Annotated in this window: 22 protein-coding genes; 13 read left to right on the forward strand and 9 right to left on the reverse strand. The window is 69.3% G+C overall.

Translation table 11 applies throughout. The features are described from left to right. Positions 1 to 88: 88 nt before the first annotated feature. From hemH to VFQ64_RS00825, 3 genes are all read right to left on the reverse strand, one after another. Entirely contained in the window at positions 89 to 1096 is a 1008-nt protein-coding gene (gene hemH / locus VFQ64_RS00815) for a ferrochelatase (RefSeq protein ID WP_325101398.1), read from the reverse strand. Next, positions 1093 to 3258, reverse strand: coding sequence for a xanthine dehydrogenase family protein molybdopterin-binding subunit (locus tag VFQ64_RS00820; protein WP_325101399.1), 2166 nt, complete (start codon positions 3256 to 3258; stop codon positions 1093 to 1095). Before VFQ64_RS00820 ends, hemH begins: the two co-directional genes overlap by 4 nt. Positions 3259 to 3425: 167 nt before the next feature. Continuing rightward, positions 3426 to 5117, reverse strand: coding sequence for a class I adenylate-forming enzyme family protein (locus VFQ64_RS00825; protein ID WP_325101400.1), 1692 nt, complete (start codon positions 5115 to 5117; stop codon positions 3426 to 3428). Between the two features lie 65 nt (positions 5118 to 5182). Between VFQ64_RS00825 and lgt the strand changes: the two genes are divergently transcribed. The 10 genes from lgt to VFQ64_RS00875 all read left to right on the forward strand — a co-directional run bounded on the left by lgt (position 5183) and on the right by VFQ64_RS00875 (position 15013). Next, positions 5183 to 6088: a prolipoprotein diacylglyceryl transferase gene (gene lgt / locus VFQ64_RS00830; RefSeq protein WP_325101441.1), complete on the forward strand. Its 906-nt coding sequence runs from the start codon at positions 5183 to 5185 to the stop codon at positions 6086 to 6088. An 83-nt stretch (positions 6089 to 6171) separates the two neighbouring features. Continuing rightward, on the forward strand, positions 6172 to 6918 hold the full coding sequence (locus tag VFQ64_RS00835; RefSeq protein ID WP_325101401.1) for a hypothetical protein: 747 nt from the start codon (positions 6172 to 6174) through the stop codon (positions 6916 to 6918). Between the two features lie 117 nt (positions 6919 to 7035). Next, positions 7036 to 8031 (forward strand): class I SAM-dependent methyltransferase, encoded by a 996-nt coding sequence (locus VFQ64_RS00840; RefSeq protein ID WP_325101442.1) that lies wholly within the window; start codon positions 7036 to 7038, stop codon positions 8029 to 8031. Positions 8032 to 8043: 12 nt separating this feature from the next. Further along, entirely contained in the window at positions 8044 to 8553 is a 510-nt protein-coding gene (locus tag VFQ64_RS00845) for a GNAT family N-acetyltransferase (RefSeq protein ID WP_325101402.1), read from the forward strand. A 120-nt stretch (positions 8554 to 8673) separates the two neighbouring features. Then, positions 8674 to 9444, forward strand: a complete 771-nt coding sequence (gene pgeF, locus VFQ64_RS00850) for a peptidoglycan editing factor PgeF (RefSeq protein WP_325101403.1) — start codon at positions 8674 to 8676, stop codon at positions 9442 to 9444. A 249-nt stretch (positions 9445 to 9693) separates the two neighbouring features. Further along, entirely contained in the window at positions 9694 to 11037 is a 1344-nt protein-coding gene (locus VFQ64_RS00855; RefSeq protein ID WP_325101404.1) for a cystathionine gamma-synthase family protein, read from the forward strand. A 115-nt stretch (positions 11038 to 11152) separates the two neighbouring features. Further along, a complete protein-coding gene (locus VFQ64_RS00860) occupies positions 11153 to 12937 on the forward strand; it encodes an autotransporter domain-containing protein (protein ID WP_325101405.1) in 1785 nt (594 codons plus the stop codon). Between the two features lie 155 nt (positions 12938 to 13092). Further along, the gene (locus VFQ64_RS00865; protein WP_325101406.1) at positions 13093 to 13467 is read left to right on the forward strand and encodes a hypothetical protein; all 375 of its coding nucleotides are present in this window, start codon (positions 13093 to 13095) and stop codon (positions 13465 to 13467) included. Positions 13468 to 13481: 14 nt separating this feature from the next. After that, positions 13482 to 14495 carry an adenosine deaminase gene (locus tag VFQ64_RS00870; protein ID WP_325101443.1) on the forward strand — a complete coding sequence of 338 codons (1014 nt, stop codon included), beginning with the start codon at positions 13482 to 13484 and terminating at the stop codon, positions 14493 to 14495. After that, positions 14492 to 15013 (forward strand): phosphoribosyltransferase, encoded by a 522-nt coding sequence (locus tag VFQ64_RS00875; RefSeq protein ID WP_325101407.1) that lies wholly within the window; start codon positions 14492 to 14494, stop codon positions 15011 to 15013. Before VFQ64_RS00870 ends, VFQ64_RS00875 begins: the two co-directional genes overlap by 4 nt. A 610-nt stretch (positions 15014 to 15623) precedes the next feature. Here VFQ64_RS00875 and murA read toward each other — a convergent pair. Genes murA through pgi form a run of 3 tightly spaced genes read right to left on the reverse strand, consistent with a single transcriptional unit; the run spans position 15624 to position 19802 of the window. Continuing rightward, positions 15624 to 16907, reverse strand: coding sequence for a UDP-N-acetylglucosamine 1-carboxyvinyltransferase (gene murA / locus VFQ64_RS00880; protein WP_325101408.1), 1284 nt, complete (start codon positions 16905 to 16907; stop codon positions 15624 to 15626). A 52-nt stretch (positions 16908 to 16959) separates the two neighbouring features. Then, on the reverse strand, positions 16960 to 18303 hold the full coding sequence (gene gorA, locus VFQ64_RS00885; RefSeq protein ID WP_325101444.1) for a glutathione-disulfide reductase: 1344 nt from the start codon (positions 18301 to 18303) through the stop codon (positions 16960 to 16962). After that, complete coding sequence (pgi, locus tag VFQ64_RS00890) at positions 18300 to 19802, reverse strand: glucose-6-phosphate isomerase (protein ID WP_325101409.1); 1503 nt, start codon at positions 19800 to 19802, stop codon at positions 18300 to 18302. The genes gorA and pgi overlap by 4 nt, the downstream gene beginning before the upstream one ends. A gap of 103 nt (positions 19803 to 19905) precedes the next feature. On the opposite strand from pgi, the gene lepB reads away from it, so the two are divergent. The 3 genes from lepB to era are packed head-to-tail and all read left to right on the forward strand — an operon-like array spanning position 19906 to position 22357. Continuing rightward, positions 19906 to 20724 carry a signal peptidase I gene (gene lepB, locus VFQ64_RS00895; RefSeq protein WP_325101445.1) on the forward strand — a complete coding sequence of 273 codons (819 nt, stop codon included), beginning with the start codon at positions 19906 to 19908 and terminating at the stop codon, positions 20722 to 20724. Positions 20725 to 20741: 17 nt separating this feature from the next. Next, positions 20742 to 21467 carry a ribonuclease III gene (gene rnc / locus VFQ64_RS00900; protein WP_325101410.1) on the forward strand — a complete coding sequence of 242 codons (726 nt, stop codon included), beginning with the start codon at positions 20742 to 20744 and terminating at the stop codon, positions 21465 to 21467. Beyond that, positions 21464 to 22357 carry a GTPase Era gene (gene era, locus VFQ64_RS00905; protein ID WP_325101411.1) on the forward strand — a complete coding sequence of 298 codons (894 nt, stop codon included), beginning with the start codon at positions 21464 to 21466 and terminating at the stop codon, positions 22355 to 22357. The genes rnc and era overlap by 4 nt, the downstream gene beginning before the upstream one ends. On the opposite strand, the gene VFQ64_RS00910 is transcribed toward era, so the two are convergent. The 3 genes from VFQ64_RS00910 to VFQ64_RS00920 all read right to left on the reverse strand — a co-directional run bounded on the left by VFQ64_RS00910 (position 22354) and on the right by VFQ64_RS00920 (position 23912). Further along, on the reverse strand, positions 22354 to 22656 hold the full coding sequence (locus tag VFQ64_RS00910) for a type II toxin-antitoxin system RelE/ParE family toxin (protein ID WP_325101412.1): 303 nt from the start codon (positions 22654 to 22656) through the stop codon (positions 22354 to 22356). The genes era and VFQ64_RS00910 overlap by 4 nt on opposite strands. Beyond that, positions 22637 to 22894 (reverse strand): ribbon-helix-helix domain-containing protein, encoded by a 258-nt coding sequence (locus tag VFQ64_RS00915; RefSeq protein WP_325101413.1) that lies wholly within the window; start codon positions 22892 to 22894, stop codon positions 22637 to 22639. The genes VFQ64_RS00910 and VFQ64_RS00915 overlap by 20 nt, the downstream gene beginning before the upstream one ends. Before the next feature lie 130 nt (positions 22895 to 23024). After that, positions 23025 to 23912: a manganese catalase family protein gene (locus tag VFQ64_RS00920; RefSeq protein ID WP_325101414.1), complete on the reverse strand. Its 888-nt coding sequence runs from the start codon at positions 23910 to 23912 to the stop codon at positions 23025 to 23027. Positions 23913 to 23920 lie beyond the last annotated feature (8 nt).

Here is a 23920-nt window from a genome sequence, read left to right on the forward strand (position 1 = left end):
GGAGACGACTGCTTCGAGACGCCGCTTCGACTTGGCTCAACAGCTCCTCAGCACGAACGGGAAAGGGCTTTGCATTTCCGGTGTCAGGCTAGGGAGCGCCGGTCCAGCCCGCAAGTTCCCTGCCGATCACGTCATGGAGCATGTCGATGCCGGGTGCGCTGTCGTTGAGACACGGCAGATAGGCGAATTCGGTGCCGCCGGCGGCGAGGAAATCCTCGCGCCCGCGGATCGCCAGCTCCTCCAGCGTTTCCAGGCAATCCGCCGAGAACCCGGGCGCGAACACCGCGACCTTGCGCGTGCCCTCGCCCGCGAGCCGCACCAGTTCCTCGTCGGTCGCGGGGCCCAGCCATTTGGCGGGTCCGAAGCGCGACTGGAAGGCGACATGGAGCTCACGGCCCATCGCCTCGGACAGGAGCCGCGCCGTTTTCTGACAGTGGCAATGATAGGGATCGCCCATCTGCAGCGTGCGCCTGGGCATGCCGTGAAAGCTCGCCACCACCGCATCCGGCACGAAGGGCAGCGCCGCGATCTCCGCCTCGACCACCGTCTTCAGCGCGTCGATATAGGCCGGATCGTCGTGATAGGGCGGCAGGGTTCGGATCGCCGGCTGCCAGCGCATCCCTGCCAGTGCCTCGAACGCCTTGTCGTTCGCGGTCGCCGTCGTCGCCGCGCAATATTGCGGATAGAGCGGCGCCAGCAGGATGCGCTCGCACCCCGCCGCTTTCAGCGCCGCCAGCCGGTCCGCGATGGCGGGATTGCCATAACGCATCGCCCAGTCGACCAGCACGTCCGGACCCCACGCCCCCTGCAGCGCCGCCGACTGCCGCTTGGTGATCGCCGCCAACGGCGAGCCGGCCTCCGTCCACACCTGCTCATAGGCATGCGCCGACTTCTTCGGCCGGGTAACGAGCACCACGCCGCGCAGGATCGGCTGCCAGATCAGCAGCGGAATCTCGACCACGCGCCTGTCCGACAGGAACTCCGCCAGATAACGCCGCACGGCGCGCACATCGGGCGCGTCGGGTGTGCCCAGGTTGATGAGCAGCACCCCCACCTTGCGGGGCGGGATGGCGGGGTGATCGGCGGGGGGGATCATGCGAGGGGTAACGTGCGATACCGCCGTCCGGTCGCGGACGCCAGCGCGTTGGCGATCGCGGGCGCGACCGGCGGCACCGCCAGCTCGCTGACCCCGCCCGGCGCCGCCTCGCTGGCGATCAGCTCCACCGTGATGTCGGGCGCATCGGCGAGGCGCGGCAGGTTCAGATCGCCCATGTTGGTCGCGCTCGCGACGCCGCGCGCGTAACCGGTCGCCGCGCCCGTCGCCTGGGCAAGACCGAAGATCAGCCCGCCCTCGATCTGCTGACGCACCAGGTCGGGGTTGATGACCCGCCCGCAGTCGACCGCCGCCACCAGCCGCGCCACTCGCACGCGGCCGCCCTCGAACGACGCCTCCGCCAACACCGCGACATGGCTGCCGCGCATCGAATGCAGCGCGATCCCCTGCCCGCTCCCTGCCACGCCACCGTCCCAGCCGCCCAGCGCCGCCGCCGTCGACAGGCACCGCGCCGCGCGCGCGTCGCCGCCCAACATGCCGATACGATAGGAGACCGGCTCCTGGTTCGCGACCCGCACCACCTCGTCGAGGAAGCTTTCGGTGAAGAAGCAGGTCCAACTGTCACCGCCGCCGCGCAGGTGGCCGGTCGGCAGGCCCAGCTCCGCCTCGTGCCAGTCCACCGCCGAGGCAGGCAGTCGATAGGGCGTCGCCGCGCCCGAGACGGAATACGGATCGCCCTTCGCCAATCGCGACAGCGCGTCGCCGGTCAGCCCGGGCGTGAACCGCTCGCGCATCGTCGCGCCGGTGGCCGGCGAGGCGATCTGCGCCCGCCAGCCCGCGATGCCGCCGTTCGCCGCCAGCCGCGCGGTCATCACCGCCGCGACCGGCGGGCGCACCTGATCCTGCCGCGCCGCCTCGCCCCGGCTCCACCGGACGCTGACCGGCCGCCGCAGCTTGACCGCGAGCAGCGCCGCCTGCTCGGCGACCCGCGTATCCAGCGCCTCGCCGAACGACCCCCCGATCATCAGCGGGTGCACGGTCACCGCCGCCTCGCTCAGCCCCGCCGCGTGCCCCGCCGCCGCCCGCGCGACGCCTGGGGCCTGCGTCGCGAGCCATAGCTCCAGCCGGTCGTTGCGGAACGCCGCGGTCGCGCTCGGCGTCTCCATCGCGGCATGGAGCCCCGGGCGCACGTCGTAGCGGGCGGTCACCAATCCCGCACCCGTCAGCAGCGGGTCGACCTCGCCGACCGCCGACATGCGCACGCCGGGCCGCTTCAGCGCCGCCGCCAGCGCCCGCGCGATGCCCGCGTCGTCGACCACCGGACCGCGCGTCTCGAACCGCGGCTGCATCGCGTCGAGCGCGCGCTCCGCCGCCCAGCCGGTGGTCGCCGCTACCGCGACAAAATCCCCCGCTTCGATCACCGCCAGCACGCCGGGCACCCGGTCCGCCGCCGCCTTGTCGATCCGCACCAGGCGATTGGCGCCGACCGGTCCCTGGCGGACGGCGGCGTGCACCATGTCGGGCAGCCGGATGTCGCCCGCGAAATTGGCCGAGCCGTCGACCTTTGCGGGCGCGTCGAGCCGGGGCAGCGGCTTGCCCGTGAGGCGCCCGGCGCCGCTGGTCGCGAGCGGCAACGGCGCGGGCAACGTCTCCCCCACCGCCGCGGCGGCGAGATCGGCGAAGCGCAGCCGCTGCTTGCCGCGCGTCACGAAGCCATCGGCTACGTTCAGCTGCTCCCAATCGGCATCCCAGCGCCGCGCCGCCGCCTTGAGCAACAGGCACCGCGCCGCCGCGCCCGCCCGCCGGCACGGCTCCTCCCACCGTCGGATCGAGCTGGAGCCCCCGGTCAGCATCGGCGCCTCGACCAGCCGCCCCGGCGCCATGCCGGTCAGCGCCGCCAGCGCCAGCGGATTGCCGTAGAGGGGGTTGAGCGGCGCCGCCTCGACCCCGACCGTGCGCCAGTCCGCGCCGAGCTCGTCCGCGACGATCTGCGCGATGGCGGTGTAGACCCCCTGCCCATGCTCGACCTGCGGCACCGCCACCGTGACATGCCCGTCGCTGCCGATCTTCAGCCACGCGCCGAACACCGTCTCGCCCGGGGACGCGGTCAGGTTCGCCGGATAGTCGCGCGGCCACAACGCCCAGCCGACCACCAGACCGATTCCGGCGCCGCCACCGATCAGGAGTTGCCGCCGGGAGATCATGCGGCGGCGTTAGCGGGGGTCGGCCGCCCCGTCATCTCCCCTCCCGCCTGGGGAGCCCGCGAAGTATTACTTTGGCGGGAGCCCGCGGGAGGGGTTGGGGAAGGGCCTGTCCACAGCCCGCGCCCTCGACATCTCCTCCCCTGGCCCTTCCCGCAAGCGGGAGGGGATCAATGCTCCCCCGCCCACACTTCCCGGAACGTCTTCCGCAGCCCCACCTTGTCGATCTTCTCCGTCCCCAGCCGCGGCAGCGCCGTCGCGGACAGCCATATCCGCGCGGGCACCTTGAACGCCGCGATGTGCTCCGAGAGAAACGCCTGCAGCCCCGCCTCGTCGAGCACCGCGCCGTCGGCCGGATGCACCACCGCGCCGGGCACCTCGCCGAACTTCTCGTCCGCCAGTCCGAACACCGCCACCTCGGCCACGGCGGGATGCTGGTACAGCGCCGCCTCGACCTCCTGGCAGCTGATGTTCTCGCCGCCGCGGATGATGATGTCCTTCTTGCGGTCGACGATGAAGAGATAGCCGTCCTCGTCGACATAGCCGATGTCCCCGGTCAGGAAGTACCCGTCGGCCGTGAACGCCGCCGCCGTCGCCTCGGGCTTGCCCCAGTATTCGCTGAAGTTGGCAATGGTCCGCAGCCCGACCTCGCCCCGCGCCCCGGTCGCCACCGGCTTGCCCGCCTCGTCCAGGATCGCCAGATCGCTCAGCGGCTTCGACGGCAGCCCGGCGGAGTTGGGCTTCGCGAGGTAGTTCTCCCGCCAGTTGCCGGTGCCGACGCCGTTGGTCTCGGTCAGGCCATAGCCGATCAACGGCGCCCCACCGCCCATCTCGTCCTTGATCCGCTGCACATGCTCGGGTGGCCGCGGCGCGCCGCCGGCGGCGAAGTCGGTGACGGTGGAGAGGTCGTAGTCGCCGCGCCTGGGATGATTGAGGATCTCGTAGCTCATCAGCGGTACGCCGACGAAATAGCTGACCTGTTCCTGTTGGATCAGCCGCATCGCCTCCTCCGCATCCCATTTCGGCATCAGCACCAGCTTGCGCCCCATCGCGAAGCTTTGCAGGAACACCGGCACCTCGGCGGTGACGTGGAACAGCGGCACGTTGAGCAGCGTCGCGGGCTGCCCCTGCGGCGGATTGCCGTCCTGCGTCGCCAGCCCCATCATCATCATCGCCGAGGCGAGGAAGTTGAACACCCCCTGCACCACCGCGCGGTGGGTGGAGATCGCGCCCTTCGACAGCCCGGTCGAGCCGGAGGTGAACAGGATCGTCGCCCAGTCGTCGGACCCGATTTCGGGCAAAGCTACGTCCCGGTCCACGCACAGCGGCGCCATCGCCTGCGCCAACGGCCGCAGGTCGTCGATTTCGAACAGCGCCGGCAGGTGCGCGATCGCCGCCAGCCGCTTGCACCGGGGCCCGTCGGCCACGATCAGCGAGCATTCGACATCGTGGACCGCCGCAGCCATTTCCTCGGTCTGCCACCAGCCGTTGAGCAGCGTCGCCACCCCGCCGGCGATCACCACGCCCATGTACGTCGCGATCCAGCTCGGCGAGTTGCGCATCGCGATGCCGACGCGGTCGCCCTTCTTGACGCCATGCGCGACCAGGCCCTGCGCCACCCGCACCGCTACCGCGTACGTCTCGGCAAAGGTCAGCCGCTCCGGGCCCGCGACCAGGAAGGTCTTGTCGCCATGCTCGTGCGCGTAATGCGCCATGTAATGCGCCAGCGATGGCGGCGCGGCGGTGATCAGCGGCAGCGCCACCCCCCAGCGCGACGGCACCGTGGCGACCGGCAGCATGCCACCCGGCCCGGTCAGCGCCGCCATGGTCGCCGTCATCCGCTGGTCCAACTGGCTCGGCATGGCTCTCTCCGCTTTAGTTTCGTTCTTTGCGCCCTTATGCAGACGCCAATGCCGGGGGAAAAGCCTTGTTCCTGACCACGCTCGCCCAAGTCGCCACTACTGTCGGCGACCCGACGGGCCATGTCCGCTTCGCCGATCTCGGGCTGCATCCGGACGTGTTCAGCATCGGCTTCTTCACGCTGCGCTGGTACAGCCTCGCCTATATCGCCGGGATCGTCATCGGCTGGTGGTATCTCTTGAAGCTGATCGCGGAAGCAGGCGCCCCGATGGCGCGGCGCCACGCCGACGACCTCGTCTTCTACGCGACACTCGGCATCATCCTCGGCGGCCGGCTCGGCTATGTCCTGTTCTACGCGCCGGAGATGTTCGCCAATCCCGCCCGCGTCCTGCGCCTGTGGGACGGCGGCATGAGCTTCCACGGCGGCGTCATCGGCACCTCGCTCGGGCTGATCCTGTTCGCGCGCAAGCATGGGCTGAACTGGCTGCGCATCCACGACTACGTCGCGTGCACCGTGCCCTTCGGCCTGTTCTTCGGCCGCCTCGCCAATTTCGTGAACGGCGAGTTGTGGGGCAAGCCGACGAACGCGGCCTGGGGGATCGTCTTCGACCGCACGGTGCAGACCGGCGCGATCGAGCCCGCGCGCCACCCCAGCCAGCTCTACGAGGCGGGGCTTGAGGGCATCGTGCTGTTCGCGTTGCTGTGGTTCGCCTTCTGGCGCACCCAGTCCCGGTACGAGCCCGGCAAGCTCGTCGGGCTGTTCCTGGTCGGCTATGGCATCGCGCGCTTCATCGTCGAATTCTTCCGCGAACCGGACGCGCAGGAATGGACCCAGCGCGTCGCCGCCACCGGCCTGCACATGGGCCAGTGGCTGTGCGTACCGATGATCCTGGGCGGCGCCTATCTGATCTGGTCCGCGCCGGGCCGGCGCAACCGGGTCGAGTCGATCGCCGGCGGTGCGAGCGTCGCCTGATCCGGTAACCGCTTGATAAGATAAGCTTCGCCATGATGCGCCCCATCGGGGGGGCGCACATGTTCAAAAGTATCGCCGCAGTCTTGCTGCTCGTCTTCGCGGGCGGCTATTTCGTCGGCGCGTTCGGGCCGCAGGCCTATTCGCGCACCGTGTCGCGCCCGCCCGCGCAGGTGATGGCGGCGCTTGAGGACCTCGACCTCACCGCACAGCCGGGTGCGCCCGGCTCCACCGCCCAAGCGGCGGGCGGCGTCAAACCGCTGTTCCGCCTGCAGCGCGACGGCAACCGCATGACCTGGTGGGTGATGAGCGGCGACAAGGTCGCGACCGCGATGACCGCGACGTTCGAACCCGCCGACGACGGCCGCGCGACGCTGATCCGCACCAGCGTCGAGCGCGGCGACGCGCCCGATGATTTCGTATCGCCGGCGTTCCGGTCGAAGGGACTGACGATGGCGCTGTTCGCGATGGCGCTCGAAGGCGAGGTCAACAAGCTGGTGCAGCCAGCCGCCGCCAGCGCGGAGGATTGCCAGAAGCTGCTCGACGGCTTCACCGATCACAACCTCGCCGCGATTGGCGAGCGCCCCGAAGGCTTCCGCCAGGGCATGGCCGAGGGCGCCAAGAACATCATGCGGCTGCACGCGATGGAGGCGGAAATGCGCCGCAACGGCTGCGACACCAATCAGGACGGCGATTTCCAGCCGGTTCAACAGCAGATGGCGCCGGCCGACCCCGTGCTCGCCGGTGGGGGCGTGGGGACCATGTCCGACAACGATCCCGTCCGGGCGCCGGGGCCCGGCCAGCCGATGCTCGATCCCACACCCAGCCGCTGAAGGCCCAACTTCGGTCAGCTTGCCGACGGGGAAGCGCGCGGGCATGGCTGCGGCGTGACCGACCCGCCCGCCCTCCTCCCCGAACGCCTCGCCCGCGCCATCGCGCTCGCCGGGCCGATGCCACTGTCGCAGTTCATGGGCGCGGCGAACGCACACTATTACGCCACCCGCGACCCTTTCGGCGCGGGGGGCGACTTCGTCACCGCGCCCGAGATCAGCCAGATGTTCGGCGAGCTGGTCGGCCTGTGGTGCGCCGACCTGTGGCACCGCGCCGACCGGCCGGACGTCGCCTGGGTGGAGCTCGGTCCCGGCCGCGGCACGCTCGCCGCTGACGCGCTGCGGGCGATGGCCAAGACTGGGCTGGCCCCGCCCGCCCACTTCGTCGAGACCTCGCCGACCCTGCGCAGCCTGCAGGCGGAGCGGGTGCCGGGCGCGACCTGGCACGACGCGATCGACACCCTCCCGACCGACCGGCCGCTGCTGATCGTCGCCAACGAGTTCTTCGACGCCCTACCCATCCGCCAGCTCGTGCGCGGGGCGGAGGGCTGGCGCGAGCGGCTGGTCGCCTGCCAGGACACGCTGTTCCTCCCCATCGCCGGCCCGGCCGTCCCGGATACTGTGATCCCCGCCCGGTTGCGCGATGCCGTTCCGGGCTCCGTGTTGGAAGTTTCCCCCGCCGCCGTCGCGCTGATGCGCGCGCTCGCCCGACGGCTCGCGTCGCAGGGCGGCGCCGTCCTCGTCATCGACTACGGCCATGAGGGGCCGGCGCTCGGCGACACCTTCCAGGCGGTCCGCGCCCACACCCGCGCCAACCCGTACGAGGCACCCGGCGAGCGGGACCTGACCGCGCATGTCGACTTCACCACGCTCGCCGCCGCCGCGCAGGTCGAGGGCGCGACGGTGTTCGGTCCGCTCGAGCAGGCCGAGTGGCTGGTCCGCCTCGGCATCGACGCTCGCGCCGCCGCCCTCGGCCGCGCCGCGCCCGCGCAAGCCGAGGGGATCGCCGCCGCCCGCATGCGTCTCGTCAACGACATGGGCACACTGTTCAAGGCGTTGGCCGTGGTCGCGCCAGGCTGGCCCGAGCCAGCCGCCTTTAATCATCCGTCACCCTGATCGAAGGCCCGTATGAGTATCACCTACCGCGACGCCACAACGACCGACGCTTCAGCGCTCGCAGGCCTGTTCGCGGAAAGCTTCACCTCCACCTTCGGTCACCTCTACGCAGGCCGGGATCTCGCCGCGTTCCTGGCCGGCTTCACCCTCGATCGGTGGACCCAGGAGCTCGCCGACGCCGACTTCGCCTTCCGCATCGCGGCGATGGACGATGTCCCCGTCGGCTATGCCAAGCTGGGCCCGCCCGCGCTGCCGATCGAGCGCCGCGCGCCGGCGATCGAGCTCCGCCAGCTTTACCTGCTCGACGCCGCCAAGGGACTCGGAGTCGCGCAGGCGCTGATGGACTGGACCTTCGCGACCGCGCGGTCACGGGGTGCTGCCGAGCTGTGGCTATCGGTCTATCACGAGAACATCCGCGCCCGGCGTTTGTACGAGCGCTACGGCTTCGAGGATGTCGGTCCTTACGCCTTCATGGTTGGCTCCCACGCCGACCAGGACCGGCTGATGCGGTTGGTGCTCTAGCCGCTCCGCATCAGCACCTTCCCCGGCGAAAGCCAAAGCCCCGACGGGAAGGCTGGACTGGGCCCGACTTTGGCCCGGGAGGACGGGACAGGCGCCACGCAGCACGGTAAGCCGCACCTCATGACCGACCAGAGCATCGACCTCACCCGCGCCGCCACCCTCGCCACCACCCCGCACGGCTTCATCGGCCGACGTGGCGGGGTGTCGACCGGGATCATGGCGGGCCTCGACATGGGTCGACGCGGGCAGAACGCGATCGGCCCGGAATTGGCCGAGAACCGCCGCCGGGCAGTGGCCGCCGTGTTGCCGGCGGCGACGCTGCTGACCTGCTACCAAATCCATTCCGCCGAAGTGGCGACCGTGCGCGCGCCCTTCCCAGATACCGCCCGCCCGCGCGCCGACGCGCTGGTCACGGACCGCCCCGGTCTTCTGCTTGGCATCCTCACCGCCGATTGCGCCCCGGTCCTGTTCGCGGATGCGCAGGCAGGCGTGGTCGCCGCCGCCCATGCCGGCTGGAAGGGCGCGCTCGCCGGCATCACCGACGCGACTTTGGAAGCGATGGCAGCACTCGGCGCCGACCGCGCCCGCATCGCCGCCGCAATCGGCCCGTGCATCGCGCGCGCCAGCTACGAGGTCGACGACGCGTTCGCCCGCCGCTTCGAAGCCGCCGATCCGGCCAACGAACGGTTCTTCACCGCCGCACGGGCGGGTCACCACCGTTTCGACCTCGAAGCCTATGTCGCTCACCGCCTTGCCATCGCCGGCGTCACCCGGGTGGAGGCGCTGGGCCTCGACACCTATGCCGACGAGAAGCGCTTCTACAGCTTCCGCCGCGCCACCCACCGCGACGAGGCCGATTACGGCCGCCAGATCAGCCTGATCGGCCTCTGAGCGCGAGAAACCGCTGTCCTACATGCGCACCAGCGCGCAAATCCGCATTCGCTCTTTGACATGGCCGATCGATCTCCGACGCCTCGCCGTCTGCGACGCGTTCGAGCCTCAACTTCCCCTCAACTTCCGCGCCCGAGCCGCGTTGTTCATGCCTAAACTTTCCCTCAACTTCCGCCCGGATCGCTGGGTTTCGCAAGGGGTTCGCGACCGCCCCGGATGCCGGTAGAGGGTCCGCCAAGGAGACGTCCCATGCCCGATATCGAGAACGAGACCGAAGCCGACCTGTCCGGCACCGTACCCCGCCGCAAGGCCAAGGCTGACATCGGCGCGATCGGCGGCCGCAAGCTCAAGCCGTCCACCCTGATGATGGGCCACGGCTTCGATCCGGCATTGTCGGAGGGTTCGCTCAAGCCGCCGATCTTCCTCACCTCCACCTTCGTCTTCCCCAACGCGGCCGCGGGCAAGCGGCACTTCGAGGGCGTCACCGGCAAGCGCCCGGGCGGCGCCGAGGGCCTCGTCTATTCGCGCTTCAACGGCCCCAACCAGGAGATCCTGGAGGATCGCCTCGCCGTCTGGGAGGAGGCGGAGGACGCGCTCGCCTTTTCCTCCGGCATGTCGGCGATCGCGACGCTGTTCCTGTCGATGGTGAAGCCCGGCGACACCATCGTCCATTCCGGTCCACTCTACGCCGCCACCGAGACGCTGATCGCCCGCGTGCTCGGCCGCTTCGGCGTCCACTGGCTCGACTTTCCCGCCGGCGCGACCCGCGAGGAGATCGACGCGGTGCTGCAAAAGGCGGCGACCGGCCGCGTCGCGCTGATCTACCTCGAATCGCCTGCCAACCCGACCAACGTGCTGGTCGACGTCGAGGCGGTCGCCGCCAGCCGCGACGCGATCTGGGCGAACGCCGCGGAGAAGCCGCCGATCGCGATCGACAACACCTTTCTCGGGCCGCTGTGGCACCAGCCGCTCCGCCACGGCGCCGACCTGGTGGTCTACAGCCTCACCAAATATGCCGGCGGCCATTCCGACCTCGTCGCCGGCGGCCTGCTCGGCTCCAAGGAGCAGATCAACATCGTGCGGTCGATGCGCAACACGATCGGCACGATCACCGACCCGCACACCGCCTGGATGCTGCTCCGCTCGCTGGAGACGCTGGAGCTACGCATGAGCCGAGCCGGCGAAAACGCCGCCAAGGTCTGCGCCTATCTGCGCGATCACGAGAAGGTCGAGCATGTCGGCTATCTCGGTTTCCTCGAGGACGGCCCGCCCCAAGATCAGAATGGCGCGCGGCAAGCCGACATCTATCGCCGCCATTGCACCGGCGCCGGCTCGACCTTCTCGCTCTATCTGAAGGGCGGCGAGAAGGAGGCGTTCGCCTTTCTCGACGCGCTCAAGATCGCCAAGCTCGCGGTCTCGCTCGGCGGCACCGAGACGCTCGCCAGCCACCCCGCCGGCATGACCCACCTGTCGGTCGCCGACGCGCGCAAGCAGGCGCTGGGCATCACGGACAATCTCGTCCGCATCTCGATCGGCGTGGAGGACGCCGACGACCTGATCGCGGACTTCGAACAGGCGCTGGCGACGGTCTGACCCGCCGCGGCGGGATTGACCCAAGTCGTTGACTTGCCCGCCGGATCGTCCGAACGGGGCGAAACACAAGGGGACCGCGCGGTACAGCGCGGCTCTGCACAGGAGAGGACCGCCCATGACCCGTCTCGCCGCGCTCGCAGCACTGCCGCTGCTCGCCCTCGCCGCACCTGTCGTCGCGCAGACCAGCGCCACCGCGACGGCGGCGGGGGAGCCGGTCACCCGCGTGATCGTGTTCGGCGACAGTCTGGCCGATGGCGGCTTCTTCCTCCCGCTGCAGCCCGGCATCCCGCGCGAGGCGGGCAGCTTCACCACCAACCCCGATCCCGTGGCACCCGAGGTGTTCGCCGCCCGGCTCGGCATCGACCTGCAGCCGGTGTACGGGCGCGGCGGCACCAACTACGCGATCGGCGGCGCGCGCGTGGCGGCCGCGAATGGGGTCACCATCCCGATCACCAATCAGATCACCAACTTCATCGCGTCCGGCGGCACCTTTGGCGCGAACGACCTCGTCTACATTCAGGGCGGCGGCAACGACTTCTTCGCCTTTCAGGCCGGCGGCGGCACCAATAACGCGATCATCACCACCGCCGCGACCCAGCTCGCCGCGCAGGTCAGCCGCATCCAGGGGCTGGGCGCGCAGCGCATCGTCACCTTTGCGATCCAGGGCGCGAACGCCGGCGGGCTGCTGCTGTTCAACCAGACCTATGCCGCGGCACTCGCCGCCGCCAACGTCAACGCGCTCTATTTCGACACCAACAAGCTGTTCAACGAGATCGTCGCCAGCCCCGGCACATTCGGCATCACCAACACGACGGGCACCGCCTGCATCGGCTCGTCGCTGACCTGTACGCGGGCCTCGCTGGTCGCGCCGAATGCCAATGAGACCTATCTGCTGGCGGACTCGGTCCACCCCGCCGGCATCACGCAGCGCATCCAGGGCCAGGCGGTCGCCAGCCTGGTCGAGGCGCCCGAGCAGATCGCCGGCCTCAGCTATGCCGCACAGGCGCAGTTCCGCTCGCAGCGCGACCTCCTCGAGGCGCCGATGCGTGGTGGCGCGGCGCGCGAGGGCAGCAACCTCGCGCTGTTCGGCGCGGGCGCGTACCACTATTACAACGCTGACGGATCGGCCCAGCGGATCGGTGTCACCCAACGCGGCTTCTCGGGCGTGCTCGGGCTCGACCTGTCGCTCGGCGGCACGTCCGGGGTCGGGCTGGTCGGCGGCTATTATGACGGCTCGGGCAGTTTCGCGCGCGGCAATGGCGACTATGACGTGACCGGCTGGACCGCCAACGCCTATGCCCGCGCCGGTCTCGGCCCCGGCCGACTGCTCGCCGACGGCACCTATGGGCGCATCGACTACGACCGGATAAGCCGGCGCGTGCAGCTCGGGCCGACCAACCGCGAGAACCGTGGGCAGACCCACGGCGATTACGTCGCCGGCCGTCTCACCGCCGCGTTCGACCTGTTCTCCGCCGGCGGCGTCGGTTTCGGCCCGGACGTGTCGGCGCAATATGAGCGCGTGACGATCGACGGCTATGCGGAAGACGCGACGACCTCCACCAATGCCGCCTTCTCGCGCCAGCGGATCGAGAGCTGGTCCGGCCGCGCCGGGCTGGTCGTGCGCGCGCTACCTGGCTCCACCACCGGCTTCTTCGCGCGTGCGAGCTATGAGCGTGAGTTCGACGACGATCCTCGCACGATCACGCTGACCCCGGCCGGCGCACCGATCTCCTATACGACAGCGGTGGAACGCGCGGACCGCGACTACGCCAGCTTCGCGATGGGCGTCGACGGGCGTGTGCTTGGGCCGCTGTCGCTGCGCGCGGGCGTGTCGGGCCAGGTTCTGCGGCGGGATCGCGACAGCATAACCGCGTTCGCCGGGCTGTCGGCCGCTTTCTGACAGCCCGCGGCTGTGCGGTGAATGCTTACCCTCTTCTTCCCCGGCGAAGGCCGGGCCCAGGTTCGAGCTGACCGGTTGGTCGGAGATGACCTCTCCAATCGGCTCCGTGGCAACTGGACCCCGGCCTTTGCCGGAGAGAAAGTGAGGACGGCCAAATGACCACCGGCTGGAAGCTCGACCGCGCCGAGCGCGACGCGCTGCTTCGGCGATTCCCGCCGCGCTGGCCCGACGCCGATGCCGACCACGTCACGCTGTGGTCCAGCAAGTCGGAACACGCGGGCGTGCCGCCGGCGGACCCGCACACCGCCGAGATCGTCGGCCACGTCGACGATGGCATAGGGCTGGAGGCGATGGTCATCCGCCTCAACGGCACCACCGATCGGCCGGACGGCTCGACCTTCCACATCACCTGGAGCCTTGACGCGGCGGCGGCACGCGAGTCGGTGGAGAGCAACGCCGTGCTGCGCGCGCGGGGATGGACCGCGTTCGACCAACCCGTTCCGATTGCCTTGACCGGCGCCCGCTGGTGAGGCTCAAGGCGGGGATGGACGACCTTGCCACCTTCATCACCGGCCTGCCCAAGGCGGAGCTCCACCTCCACATCGAAGGCAGCCTGGAACCCGAGCTGATGTTCGCGCTGGCGCAGCGCAACGGCGTCGCCATTCCCTTCACCAGCGTCGAAGCGGTCCGCGCCGCCTATCGCTTCTCCAACCTGCAGGACTTCCTCGACATCTACTACCAGGGGGCCAACGTCCTGGTGACCGAGCAGGATTTCCACGATCTCGCCGCCGCCTATTTCGCCCGCGTCGCTGCAGACGGCGTGGTCCATGCCGAGATCATGTTCGATCCCCAGACCCATACCCATCGCGGCATCGCCTTCGACACCGTGATCCGCGGCCTGCTCTCCGCCTGCGACGAGGCCGCGCGCGACCATGGCATCACCAGCCGCCTGATCTGCTCCTTTCTGCGCCACCTGTCGGAGGAAGCGGCGTTCGCGACGCTCGAGCAGGCGACCCCATGGAAGGACCGGATCGAAGCGGTCGGACTCGACTCGTCGGAGGTCGGCAACCCGCCCGCCAAGTTCGCCCGCGTCTTCGCCGAAGCGCGCACACGCGGCTTCCGGCTGTGCGCGCACGCGGGCGAGGAAGGTCCGGCAGAGTATGTCCGCGAGACGCTGGACCTGCTCGGTGTCGACCGCATCGACCATGGCAACCGCAGCCTGGACGACCCGCTGCTCGTCGCCCGGCTGGCGCGGTCGGCGATGACGCTCACCGTCTGCCCGCTGTCCAACGTCGCGCTGCGCAACGTCGAGCGGCTGGAGGACCACCCGATCGACCGGATGCTCGCCGCGGGCTTGCGCGCCACCATCCACTCGGACGACCCCGCCTATTTCGGCGGCTACATCGCTGAGAACTACCGCGCGACCGCCGCCGCGCGTAGGCTGACCCGAGACCAGCTCGCGACGCTGGCGCGCAACAGCTTCCTCGGCTCATTCCTCTCCGACGCGGACGTGGCTAAGCACCTGGCCGCGATCGACGCCTATGTGGCGGCGGCATGACGCCGACCTTCGCGCCGATCACCCACGACCAGGTCGTCGCCGACGTCCTCGCCATCGCCGCAGCCGTTACGGCCGATAACGGCTGGCGCCCGACCTGCATCATCGGCGTCGGTCGCGGCGGGCTGGTTCCCGCAGTCTATCTCAGCCACGCCACCGGCCTGCCGACGCTCAGCTGCGACCTGTCGAGCCAGGTCAAGGACTTCGCCGACGATGTCCTCGTCCGTCTGGCGGGCCGCACACATGACGGCGAACGCCTGCTGTTCGTCGACGACATCAACGATTCCGGCCGCACCATCGGTCTTTTGCGCGAGCGCCTGACACAAGCCGGCGCGGTGGCCGGCAGCGTCCGCTTCGCCACCCTGCTCGACAACATCGCCTCGTCGCAACGGGTCGATTACCGCGCCCGCACGCTCGACCGCACCGTCGACAAGGACTGGTTCGTCTTCCCTTGGGAGGCGCTCGCTCCCGCCGAAGCCCTCGCCGCCGACGCCGCCGAGGTTCCCGAGCGCATCGCGTGATCGGCTGATCGGCGACCCCCGAAAAGGTGCTGTCCTACAAGACCGCGCTTGTGCTCCAGACCGGCCATGAGCACCGCACCAGATTTCGTCCCCGTACCCGTCCGCTCCCGCCGGGACGGCTGGACGCCTGCGATCCAGGCCGAATTCATCGCAGCCCTGGCGGACTGTCGCTGCGTTGCCACCGCCTGCCGCGCGGTCGGTCGAAGCTGGCAGACGGCGTACCGCCTGCGCGCTCGCGCCGATGCCATGAGCTTCGCCGACGCCTGGGACCGCGCGCTTGCCGCTCCCGATCGGCGCGACCTCGATTCGGGCCGCGCGACCAGCGGCGTTGCGACACCGATTTGTTACCGGGGTCGCCAGATCGGCGAGCGGCGGCGTTTCGACAACCGTCTCGCCATGTTCATCCTGAGCATCCGCCGGCCGGAACGCCATCGGCCGCCGCAGACCAGGCCTGCGCCTCGCGATCAGGCCGCTTGCAAGGCCGGCACGCTGGCGTTTGAGGCCGACGTCGCGAGCGGCGCTGCTCTCACGCCGGGACACGATTTCGCCGAGGACGTATCGCGCACTTCCTCACCTTCCGCGGCAGGTCTTCGGACGCGCCCCCCGCTCGTCAGCCGTCCCCGACCCGCTCGATATCGGCGCCGACGGCGGAAAGCTTCTCCTCCAGCCGCTCGTACCCCCGGTCGAGATGGTACACACGGCTCACCTGCGTCTCGCCCTCCGCCGCCAGCCCCGCGAGGATCAGGCTCATCGACGCGCGCAGGTCGGTCGCCATCACCGGCGCACCGACCAGATGCGCCCCGCCGCGCACCACGGCGGTACGGCCGCTGACCTGCACATCCGCGCCCATCCGCGCCAGTTCCGGCACATGCATGTAACGGTTCTCGAAGATCGTCTCGGTCAGCACGCTGGCCCCGTCCGCCTTCAGCAGCATCGCCATGAATTGCGCCTGCATGTCGGTCGCGAAGCCCGGAAACGGCGCAGTGGACAATGTGATCGGCTTCAACGCTTCGGGCGCGCTCACCTTGATCCCGTCCGCCAGCTCCGTCACCGACACGCCCGCCTCGACCAGCGCGTCGATGGTCGCGCGCATATCCTCCGCGCGCGCGCCGGCCAGCTCCAGCTCGCCACCGGTGATCGCGGCGGCGCAGGCATAGGAGCCCGCCTCGATCCGGTCGGGCATCACCGCATAGGTGGCACCATGCAGTCGGTCGCGGCCTTCGATCTCCAGCCGGTCGGTGCCGATCCCGTCGATGTTCACCCCCATCGCCACCAGCAGCCGGCACAGATCGACGATCTCCGGCTCGCGCGCGGCGTTCTCGATCAGCGAGATGCCGCGCGCCGTCGCCGCCGCCATCAGCACATTCTCGGTCGCGCCGACCGACACCACGGGAAAGCGATAGCGCCCGCCCGACAGCCGCCCACCGGGTGCGCGCGCCCGCACGAAGCCGGCCGCCGTCTCCAGCTCCGCCCCGATCGCCTCGAGCGCCTTCAGATGCAGGTCGATGGGCCGGTTGCCGATTGCGCAGCCGCCCGGCAGCGACACCGTCGCGACGCCACCGCGCCCGAGCAGCGGCCCCAGCACCAGGATCGACGCCCGCATCTTGCGCACGATGTCGTAGGGTGCTTCCGAGGAGGTGAGCTTGCCCGTCCGGATCGTCATCACCCGCCCGAACTCGTCCGGCCGAGTCCCCTCGATCGCGGTCGAGGCGCCGAGCTGGTTGAGCAGGTGCCCGAAGCTGTCGACATCGGCGAGCCGCGGCAGGTTGCGCAACGTCAGCGGTTCGTCGGTCAGCAACGCGCACGGCATCAGCGTCAGCGCGGAGTTCTTGGCTCCAGATATCGGCAGGCGGCCGGAGAGGCGATTACCGCCCCTGATGAGAATGCGATCCATCGAAGCCGCATAGAACGCGGGAGCGCCGGCGCAAAGCCGCTCGCTTGCGTCTTCAGCGCAGCAGCACCAGCTCCTCCGCCATGGTCGGATGCAGCGCCACGGTGGCGTCGAAATCCGCCTTGGTCAGCCCCGCCTTGACCGCCACGGCCGCGCCCTGGATGATCTCGGGCGCGTCGGGGCCGATCAGGTGGAGGCCGACGATGCGGTCGGTGTCGCCGTCGCACACCATCTTGTACAGCGCGCGCTCGTTGCGGCCGGCCAGCACGTTCTTCATCGGCCGGAAGTCGCTGGAATAGACCTTCACGCTGCCGAGCTTCTGGCGCGCCTCGCTCTCGGTCATACCGACCTGCGCGATCGGGGGGTGGCTGAACACCGCGCTGGGTACACAGCCATAATCGACGCGAGTGGGCTTGTTGCCATAGAAGCTGTCGGCAAACGCCTGCCCCTCCCGGATCGCGATCGGGGTGAGCTGGATGCGGTTGGTGACGTCGCCGATCGCGAAGATGCTCGGGCAGGTGGAACGGTTGTCCGCGTCGACCTTCACCGCGCCGTTGTCGAGCTCGACACCGGCGGCCTCCAGGCCGAGCCCCGTCGTGTTGGGGATACGGCCAGTGGCGAACATCACGCAGTCGACGGTAGCGGGCTCGTGATTGGTCATGTGGACGGTGAGGCAGTCCTCGTGCTTCTCGATGTGCTCGAACTTCGCGTCGAAGCGGAATTCCAGCCCCTTCATCAGCGAGATCTGGAGCAGCCGGTCACGCAACGCGATCTCATAACCCCGCAGGATCTCCTGCGTACGATTCATGATGATGACGTGGGCGCCGAACTGGTGGAAGATGCCCGCGAACTCGTTGGCGATATAGCCCGCGCCGGCGATCAGGATGCGCTTCGGGATGGCGGGAAGGTGAAACGCCTCGTTGGACGTGATGCCATGCTCGTTGCCGGGGAAATCGGGAATGGCGGGGTGGGCGCCGACCGCGACCAGGATGCGCTCGGCGGTGATCTCCTCGCCGGTGGACAGGCGGACCGAGTGCGGGCCGGTGACCTCGGCGCGCGCATGCAAGATCGTCACGCCATTGTTGTTCAGCGTATCGGTATAGGCGGCGTTGAGGCGGTCGACCTCGGCGAGCACGTTGGTCCTCAGCCGGTCCCAGTCGAAATGGAGGTCGTCCGGCACGTCCCAGCCGAACCGGCGCGCGTCCTTCAGATCCTCGGCGAAATGCGCGCCATAGACGAGCAGCTTCTTGGGCACGCAGCCACGGATGACGCAGGTGCCGCCGACGCGATACTCCTCCGCCACCGCAACGCGCGCGCCATGCGCCGCCGCGACGCGCGACGCCCGCGTGCCGCCGGAGCCTGCGCCGAGGACGAAGAGGTCGTAGTCATAGGGCATCAGGACAGGCCCGCCCGCCGGATCAGGTCCGTCGTCGACGGATCGAAGTCGCCGTCGCCCTGGCCCGCCGCCTTGGCCATCTCCTTGCCGAGCTCGACGCCGAACTGGTCGAAGCTGTTGATGCCCAGGAGTGTGCCGTTCACGAACACGCGGTGCTCGTAGAAAGCGATGAGCGCGCCCAGCGTGCGCGGCGTCAGGTCGTCGATGAGGATCGTGGAGCTGGGGCGATCGCCGGCATAGCTGCGCGCGGGGTCGTCGACCTGCTTGCCCTTCATCAGTGCAGCACCTTGTGCGAAGGCGTTGAGAAGCAGCTGGCGGTGGTGCTCCTCGGCCAGTGTGTCGCCGGGCTCGATCACCGCGACGAACTCGACGGGCACAAGGTGCGTCCCCTGGTGGAGCAACTGAAACACCGCATGCTGCGCGTCGGTGCCGACGCCGCCCCAGGTGATCGCCGCAGTCGGGCGGCCGACCGGCCGGCCGTCAACGGTCGTGGACTTGCCGTTCGACTCCATTTCCAGCTGCTGGAGATAGGAAGGGAGCAGCTTGAGGCGCTGGTCGTAGGCGAAGGGCGCACGGGTCTCGGCGCCGCGGACCTGGGTGTAATAAAGGTCGGCGAAGGCGGCGAGCGCGGGGGCATTCTGCTCCAGCGGCGACAGCCGGAAGTGGCGGTCCATCTCGGCCGCGCCCTCCAGCAGCTCCTCGAACGCGCCCCAGCCCAACGCGAGCGCGGCCGGGAAGCCGATCGAGGACCACAGCGAATAGCGGCCGCCCACGCCCGCGTCGAACGGCAGCACGCGGGTCTCGTCGACGCCCCATTCGACCGCCTTGTCGGGGGAGGCGGTGAGGGCGACGACGCGGCCGTACGGGTCCGCGACGTCGTGCTCGGTCATCCATTGCAGCGCGCTGGTGGCGTTGAGCATCGTCTCGGTAGTGGTGAAGGTCTTGGACGCGATCACCAGCAGCGTCGCGTGCGGATCGAACCGCGCGAAGGCATCCTCTAGCGCGACGCCGTCGACGTTGGAGACGATCGCGACGTCGTACCGCTTCTCCCCTCCGCCTTCTGGGCGGCCGAGCGCGTCGACGATCAGGTCGGGGCCGAGCGCGGAGCCGCCGATGCCGACGTGGAGGATGTGGCGGACCTCGCCCAGCGCGCCGCCCTCGATCGCGTCGATCAGCTGGCGCATGCGGGTGTGAAAGCGCCTGGCAGTGTCGACGGCGCCGACCTCGCCCTCGCCGCGCTCGGCGGTGTGGAGGACGGGGCGGTCCTCCGTCACGTTGACATGGGCGCCGCCGAACAGCGCGTCGCGACGGGCGGCAAGCCCCGTCTCTTCCGCCAAGGCTGCAAAGGCGGCGAGCGCGTCGGCGGTCAGGTGGGTCTTGGACCAATCGAAGTGCAGGCCACCCACATCGAGGCTGAGGCGGGACAGCCGGCCCGGGTCCTGGTCGAACAGGTCCATCAGCTTGGAGTCGGGCAGGGCTTCGATGCGGGACCAGTCGGCCATGGGAACTCCGATGCGGTGGTGCTCCCCCAACGCCCTAGTGCGGCAAGCGATGCAGGAACACCCCGGCTTGACGCCCCCGCGCCACGTCGCCAACGCGCTGACCATGGCGAAGGCGAAGCGCAAGCGCGGCGAGACCGAGGAGACGGTGCGGTTCCTCGCCACCGTGATGCTGGGCATCCTGATCCTGCGCTCGTTCATCGCCGCACCCTTCGTCATCCCTTCGGAATCGATGCTGCCGCGCCTGTTCGTGGGCGATTACCTGATCGTCGCGAAATGGCCCTACGGCTATTCGCGCTGGTCGCTGCCCTGGGGGTTGCCGCTGTTCCCGACCGTCAGGTGGAGCATGCCGGCGCGCGGAGACGTGGTCGTGTTCCGCTCGCCTGACGCGCCACCCGGCGACACCAACCCGGCGCACGACGATCACGACGTCATCAAGCGCGTCGTCGGCCTGCCCGGCGACACCATCCAGGTGCGGCGCGGGCAGGTGATCCTGAATGGGCAGGCAATCCCCAAGCAGCGTATCGCCGATTTCGTGCTGCCGATCACGCCCAACTTCACCCGCTGCCCCCCGGGTCATACCGAGGTGCTGGAGGGCAAGCCCGTGTGTCGGTACGAACGCTACCGCGAGACGCTGCCGGGCGGGCGCAGCTATGTCGTGCTCGACACCGTACCCAACGCCGATGGCGACAATACCGGCCTGTACAGCGTGCCTGCAAACAGCGTCTTCCTGATGGGCGACAATCGCGACAATTCCGCCGACAGCCGGTTTCCGTTCCCCACGGGCATGGGCTATATCCCGGCGGAGCGGGTCGAGGGCCGCGCGCTGGTGACTGCCTTTTCGACCGATGGCACGGCCTCCTATTGGAAGCCCTGGACGTGGTTCAGCGCCGCGCGGCCCGAGCGGATCGGGGAGGGGTTCTGAGCAATCTCGAGGTCTGGGTGACCGCCACCTTCGGCCATGCGCCCGCCGATCTCGCCTTGTGGACGCGTGCGCTGACGCACGGCAGCCGCGAGGACGAGGGGTCGTATGAGCGGCTGGAATTCCTGGGCGACCGCGTGCTCGGGCTGAGCATCGCGGAGTGGCTGTACCAGCTCTTTCCCGATGAGCCGGAGGGCAAGCTGACGCGACGGCTGAACCTTCTCGTCTCCGGCGCGATCTGTGCGGAGGTGGCGCGCGAGATCGGTGTTGGCGCGCATCTGCGCCTCAACAAGCAGGCCAGCGACGACGGGGTGCGCGAGAGCGACTATGTGTTGGGCGACGCGATCGAGTCGCTGCTCGGCGCGCTCTACCTGGAGGCGGGGCTGGAAGCGGCGGGCGGCTGGGTGCGCCAGGCCTGGGAGAGCCGCCTCAACCGCGAGGACGCGGCCCCCAAGCACCCCAAGGCGGAGCTGCAGGATTGGGCACTTGCCAAGAACCGCGGCCTGCCGGTCTATGCGATCGTCGAGCAGAGCGGTCCGGGCCATGCCCGGCAGCATACCGTCAGCGTGCGGGTGGGCGAGGCGGAGCAGACCGGCACCGGCTCCACCAAGCGCGAGGCTGAGACGCAGGCGGCACGGCGACTACTCCGGCAGCTAAAGGCGACGGCGCCAATCAGGAAGGCGAAGGCCATCTCCGCCAGGAACCCCAGCGTGCCCAGACGCGCGTCCAAGGAGATCGGCGTATGACCCCGCATTGTGGGCTGGTCGCAATCGTCGGCGCGCCCAATGCGGGCAAGTCGACGCTGGTCAACCAGCTGGTTGGGCAAAAGGTCGCGGCGGTCAGTCCCAAGGCGCAGACGACACGCGCCAAGTTGCTCGGCGTCGCCATCGAAGGCGAGGCGCAGCTGCTGCTGGTCGACACGCCCGGCATCTTCGAGCCGCAGCGACGGCTGGACCGGGCGATGGTCGCCGCCGCCTGGAGCGGCGCGGAGGGCGCGGACCTGTTGTGCCTGGTGGTGGACGGCAAGGGCGGCATCGGCCCCAGGGTGATGGCGGTGGTGGACGCGATCGCGCACCGATCCGAGCCGAAATGGCTGGTGCTCAACAAGGTCGATGTCGCGACCAAGGAGAAGCTGCTGGTCCATGCCGAGAAGCTGAACGCGGCGGTGCCGTTCGCCGAAACCTGGTTCGTCAGCGCCGAGACCGGCGACGGCGTCCCCGAGCTGAAGCGCGCGCTGGCGGCGCAAATGCCCGCAGGACCATGGCACTACCCCGAGGACCAGGTGTCGGACGCGAGCGAGCGCGCGCTGGCGACCGAGATCGTGCGCGAGCACCTGTTCCGCCAGCTCCACGCCGAGCTGCCCTATGCCAGCCTGGTCGATACCGAGGCGTTCGAGGAGCGCGCCGACGGCTCGGTCGAGATCCGGCAGCTGATCACCGTCGAGCGCCCGACGCAGCGCGCGATCGTGCTGGGCAAGGGCGGGCAGCAGCTGAAGCGAATCGGCGCGGCCGCGCGCACGGAACTGGCCGAGCTGTGGGGCCGGCCCGTCCACCTCTATCTGCACGTCAAGGTCAAGGCAGGTTGGGACGAGGACCGCGAGGCGTATCGGGGGATGGGGCTGGACTGGGTTGATTAGGCTTCGGGCGGCAGGTGGCGCTCGGGTAGCTGCTGGCCATGAAGGATGCGAACGACTTTGATGGCGTTTGCTTCGGCTCGGAAGTAGATCATGTGCGCGGCGAACCGCAGAACAAGGTACCTGTTGTCCCTCGCGAGATGACCGATTGGCGAGCCGTTCGCCAGGCCCACCATCGCCGCATTTAGTCGATTCGTATATTCGTCCGCTTGCCGGGGATCCCATTGCGCGGCGGTGAACGTCCAGATTTGGTCGAGGTCAGCGCGGGCACGCGCGCCGAGTTCAAGCCGCTTTGCGGGCATCGTGACGTTGGTGCATCTCGGCCTTGAACGCGTCGTAATCCCATTCGGCAAAGCCGCCGGTAGCCTCGCCTTCTTCGAGCAGGCGGGCAAGTCGGTCGTCGGCGCTCTCATGCGCCTCCAACAACCGCAACGCGCTCTCGACTGCGTCATCCACCGACGCGAAACGGCGGTTCTGCACCAGGCCTTGCAGATAGACGCGCCAGTGTTCGGCGAGCGCGACGGGGATGGTTTCCGACATGACGATCTCCTGACCGCTCCTTTATCGGACGGGAGAGGCGCCCGCCAGCACCTTCCGGGGCCGGCAAGGCTCTCCCTCGATCGTCAGCAGCCTGATTCCCCGGCTGCGGAGGATCAGCAACTCCGCGGCATCACGCGTAAGTCGGTGGTTCCAGGCCCTTGGCGGTCGAAATCTGCTCCGTCTGTGCGCCGCTGGTCGGCGGAGCGGGGCCGAGATCGGGCACCTCCCCCATCGCCTTGTGCTGGAACACCTGGAACTCGCCCTTGCCGTCGATCGACGGCCCCTGCGTCCAGCGTCCCTCCGGCACCGAGCCGTCGGCGGCGGTAGCGACGAACTGATACGAGAAGTCGCGGTCCTCCATCTCCTGCGGGAAGCTGTTGGGGATCGGGAAGGCACCGGTGTCGTCGCCGATCTCCTCCAGCACCGCTTTCCATTGGTTCTGGTGCATGGTGTCGCGCGCGATCAGGAAGCTGAGCATCTTCTTCATGCCCTCGTCATGCGCCATGTTGTACAGGCGCACCGCGAGCACGCGACCCGTGGCCTCGGCGGCGACGTTGCAGGTCATGTCGGCGGCGAGATTGCCCGACGCATAGATGTTGCTCATGTTGAACGGTACGCCGTCGGAATCGATCGGCATCGCGGCCATGCCCGAGGACAAGAGGTTCTTGTGGATCATGCCCTCGATCTTGGTGCGCGGACTTTCCCCGCCCATCACCGCGCCGACCAGCTTGTCCTTGACGCCTTCCTCCTGAAGGTGCGCCGGCGCCTTGTCGAGGTTGAGCGCCACCGCATGCGCGAGCATCTCGATATGACCGATCTCTTCCGTCGCGGTGTGGAGCAGCATGTCGCGATATTTGGAATTGGGCGCGCGATTGCCCCAGGCCTGGAAGAAATACTGCATGCAGACGCGGATCTCGCCCTCGACGCCGCCGATCGCTTGTTGCAGCGCGCGCGCGAAGGCGGGATCGGGCTCGGTGACGGTGACAGGGTATTGCAGGCGCTTGTCGTGGAAATACACGGCTGATC

Origin of the sequence: Sphingomonas sp. (assembly GCF_035714405.1) — a bacterium.
Lineage (GTDB): Bacteria > Pseudomonadota > Alphaproteobacteria > Sphingomonadales > Sphingomonadaceae > Sphingomonas.

What these genes read in the sequence shown, in the direction of transcription:
- hemH (WP_325101398.1), bottom strand. Translation starts at nt 1,096, where the DNA reads ATGATCCCCCCCGCCGATCACCCCGCCATCCCGCCCCGCAAGGTGGGG.
- VFQ64_RS00820 (WP_325101399.1), bottom strand. Translation starts at nt 3,258, where the DNA reads ATGATCTCCCGGCGGCAACTCCTGATCGGTGGCGGCGCCGGAATCGGT.
- VFQ64_RS00825 (WP_325101400.1), bottom strand. Translation starts at nt 5,117, where the DNA reads ATGCCGAGCCAGTTGGACCAGCGGATGACGGCGACCATGGCGGCGCTG.
- VFQ64_RS00840 (WP_325101442.1), top strand. Translation starts at nt 7,036, where the DNA reads ATGCCACTGTCGCAGTTCATGGGCGCGGCGAACGCACACTATTACGCC.
- VFQ64_RS00845 (WP_325101402.1), top strand. Translation starts at nt 8,044, where the DNA reads ATGAGTATCACCTACCGCGACGCCACAACGACCGACGCTTCAGCGCTC.
- pgeF (WP_325101403.1), top strand. Translation starts at nt 8,674, where the DNA reads ATGACCGACCAGAGCATCGACCTCACCCGCGCCGCCACCCTCGCCACC.
- VFQ64_RS00855 (WP_325101404.1), top strand. Translation starts at nt 9,694, where the DNA reads ATGCCCGATATCGAGAACGAGACCGAAGCCGACCTGTCCGGCACCGTA.
- VFQ64_RS00860 (WP_325101405.1), top strand. Translation starts at nt 11,153, where the DNA reads ATGACCCGTCTCGCCGCGCTCGCAGCACTGCCGCTGCTCGCCCTCGCC.
- VFQ64_RS00865 (WP_325101406.1), top strand. Translation starts at nt 13,093, where the DNA reads ATGACCACCGGCTGGAAGCTCGACCGCGCCGAGCGCGACGCGCTGCTT.
- VFQ64_RS00870 (WP_325101443.1), top strand. Translation starts at nt 13,482, where the DNA reads ATGGACGACCTTGCCACCTTCATCACCGGCCTGCCCAAGGCGGAGCTC.
- VFQ64_RS00875 (WP_325101407.1), top strand. Translation starts at nt 14,492, where the DNA reads ATGACGCCGACCTTCGCGCCGATCACCCACGACCAGGTCGTCGCCGAC.
- murA (WP_325101408.1), bottom strand. Translation starts at nt 16,907, where the DNA reads ATGGATCGCATTCTCATCAGGGGCGGTAATCGCCTCTCCGGCCGCCTG.
- pgi (WP_325101409.1), bottom strand. Translation starts at nt 19,802, where the DNA reads ATGGCCGACTGGTCCCGCATCGAAGCCCTGCCCGACTCCAAGCTGATG.
- lepB (WP_325101445.1), top strand. Translation starts at nt 19,906, where the DNA reads ATGGCGAAGGCGAAGCGCAAGCGCGGCGAGACCGAGGAGACGGTGCGG.
- era (WP_325101411.1), top strand. Translation starts at nt 21,464, where the DNA reads ATGACCCCGCATTGTGGGCTGGTCGCAATCGTCGGCGCGCCCAATGCG.
- VFQ64_RS00910 (WP_325101412.1), bottom strand. Translation starts at nt 22,656, where the DNA reads ATGCCCGCAAAGCGGCTTGAACTCGGCGCGCGTGCCCGCGCTGACCTC.
- VFQ64_RS00915 (WP_325101413.1), bottom strand. Translation starts at nt 22,894, where the DNA reads ATGTCGGAAACCATCCCCGTCGCGCTCGCCGAACACTGGCGCGTCTAT.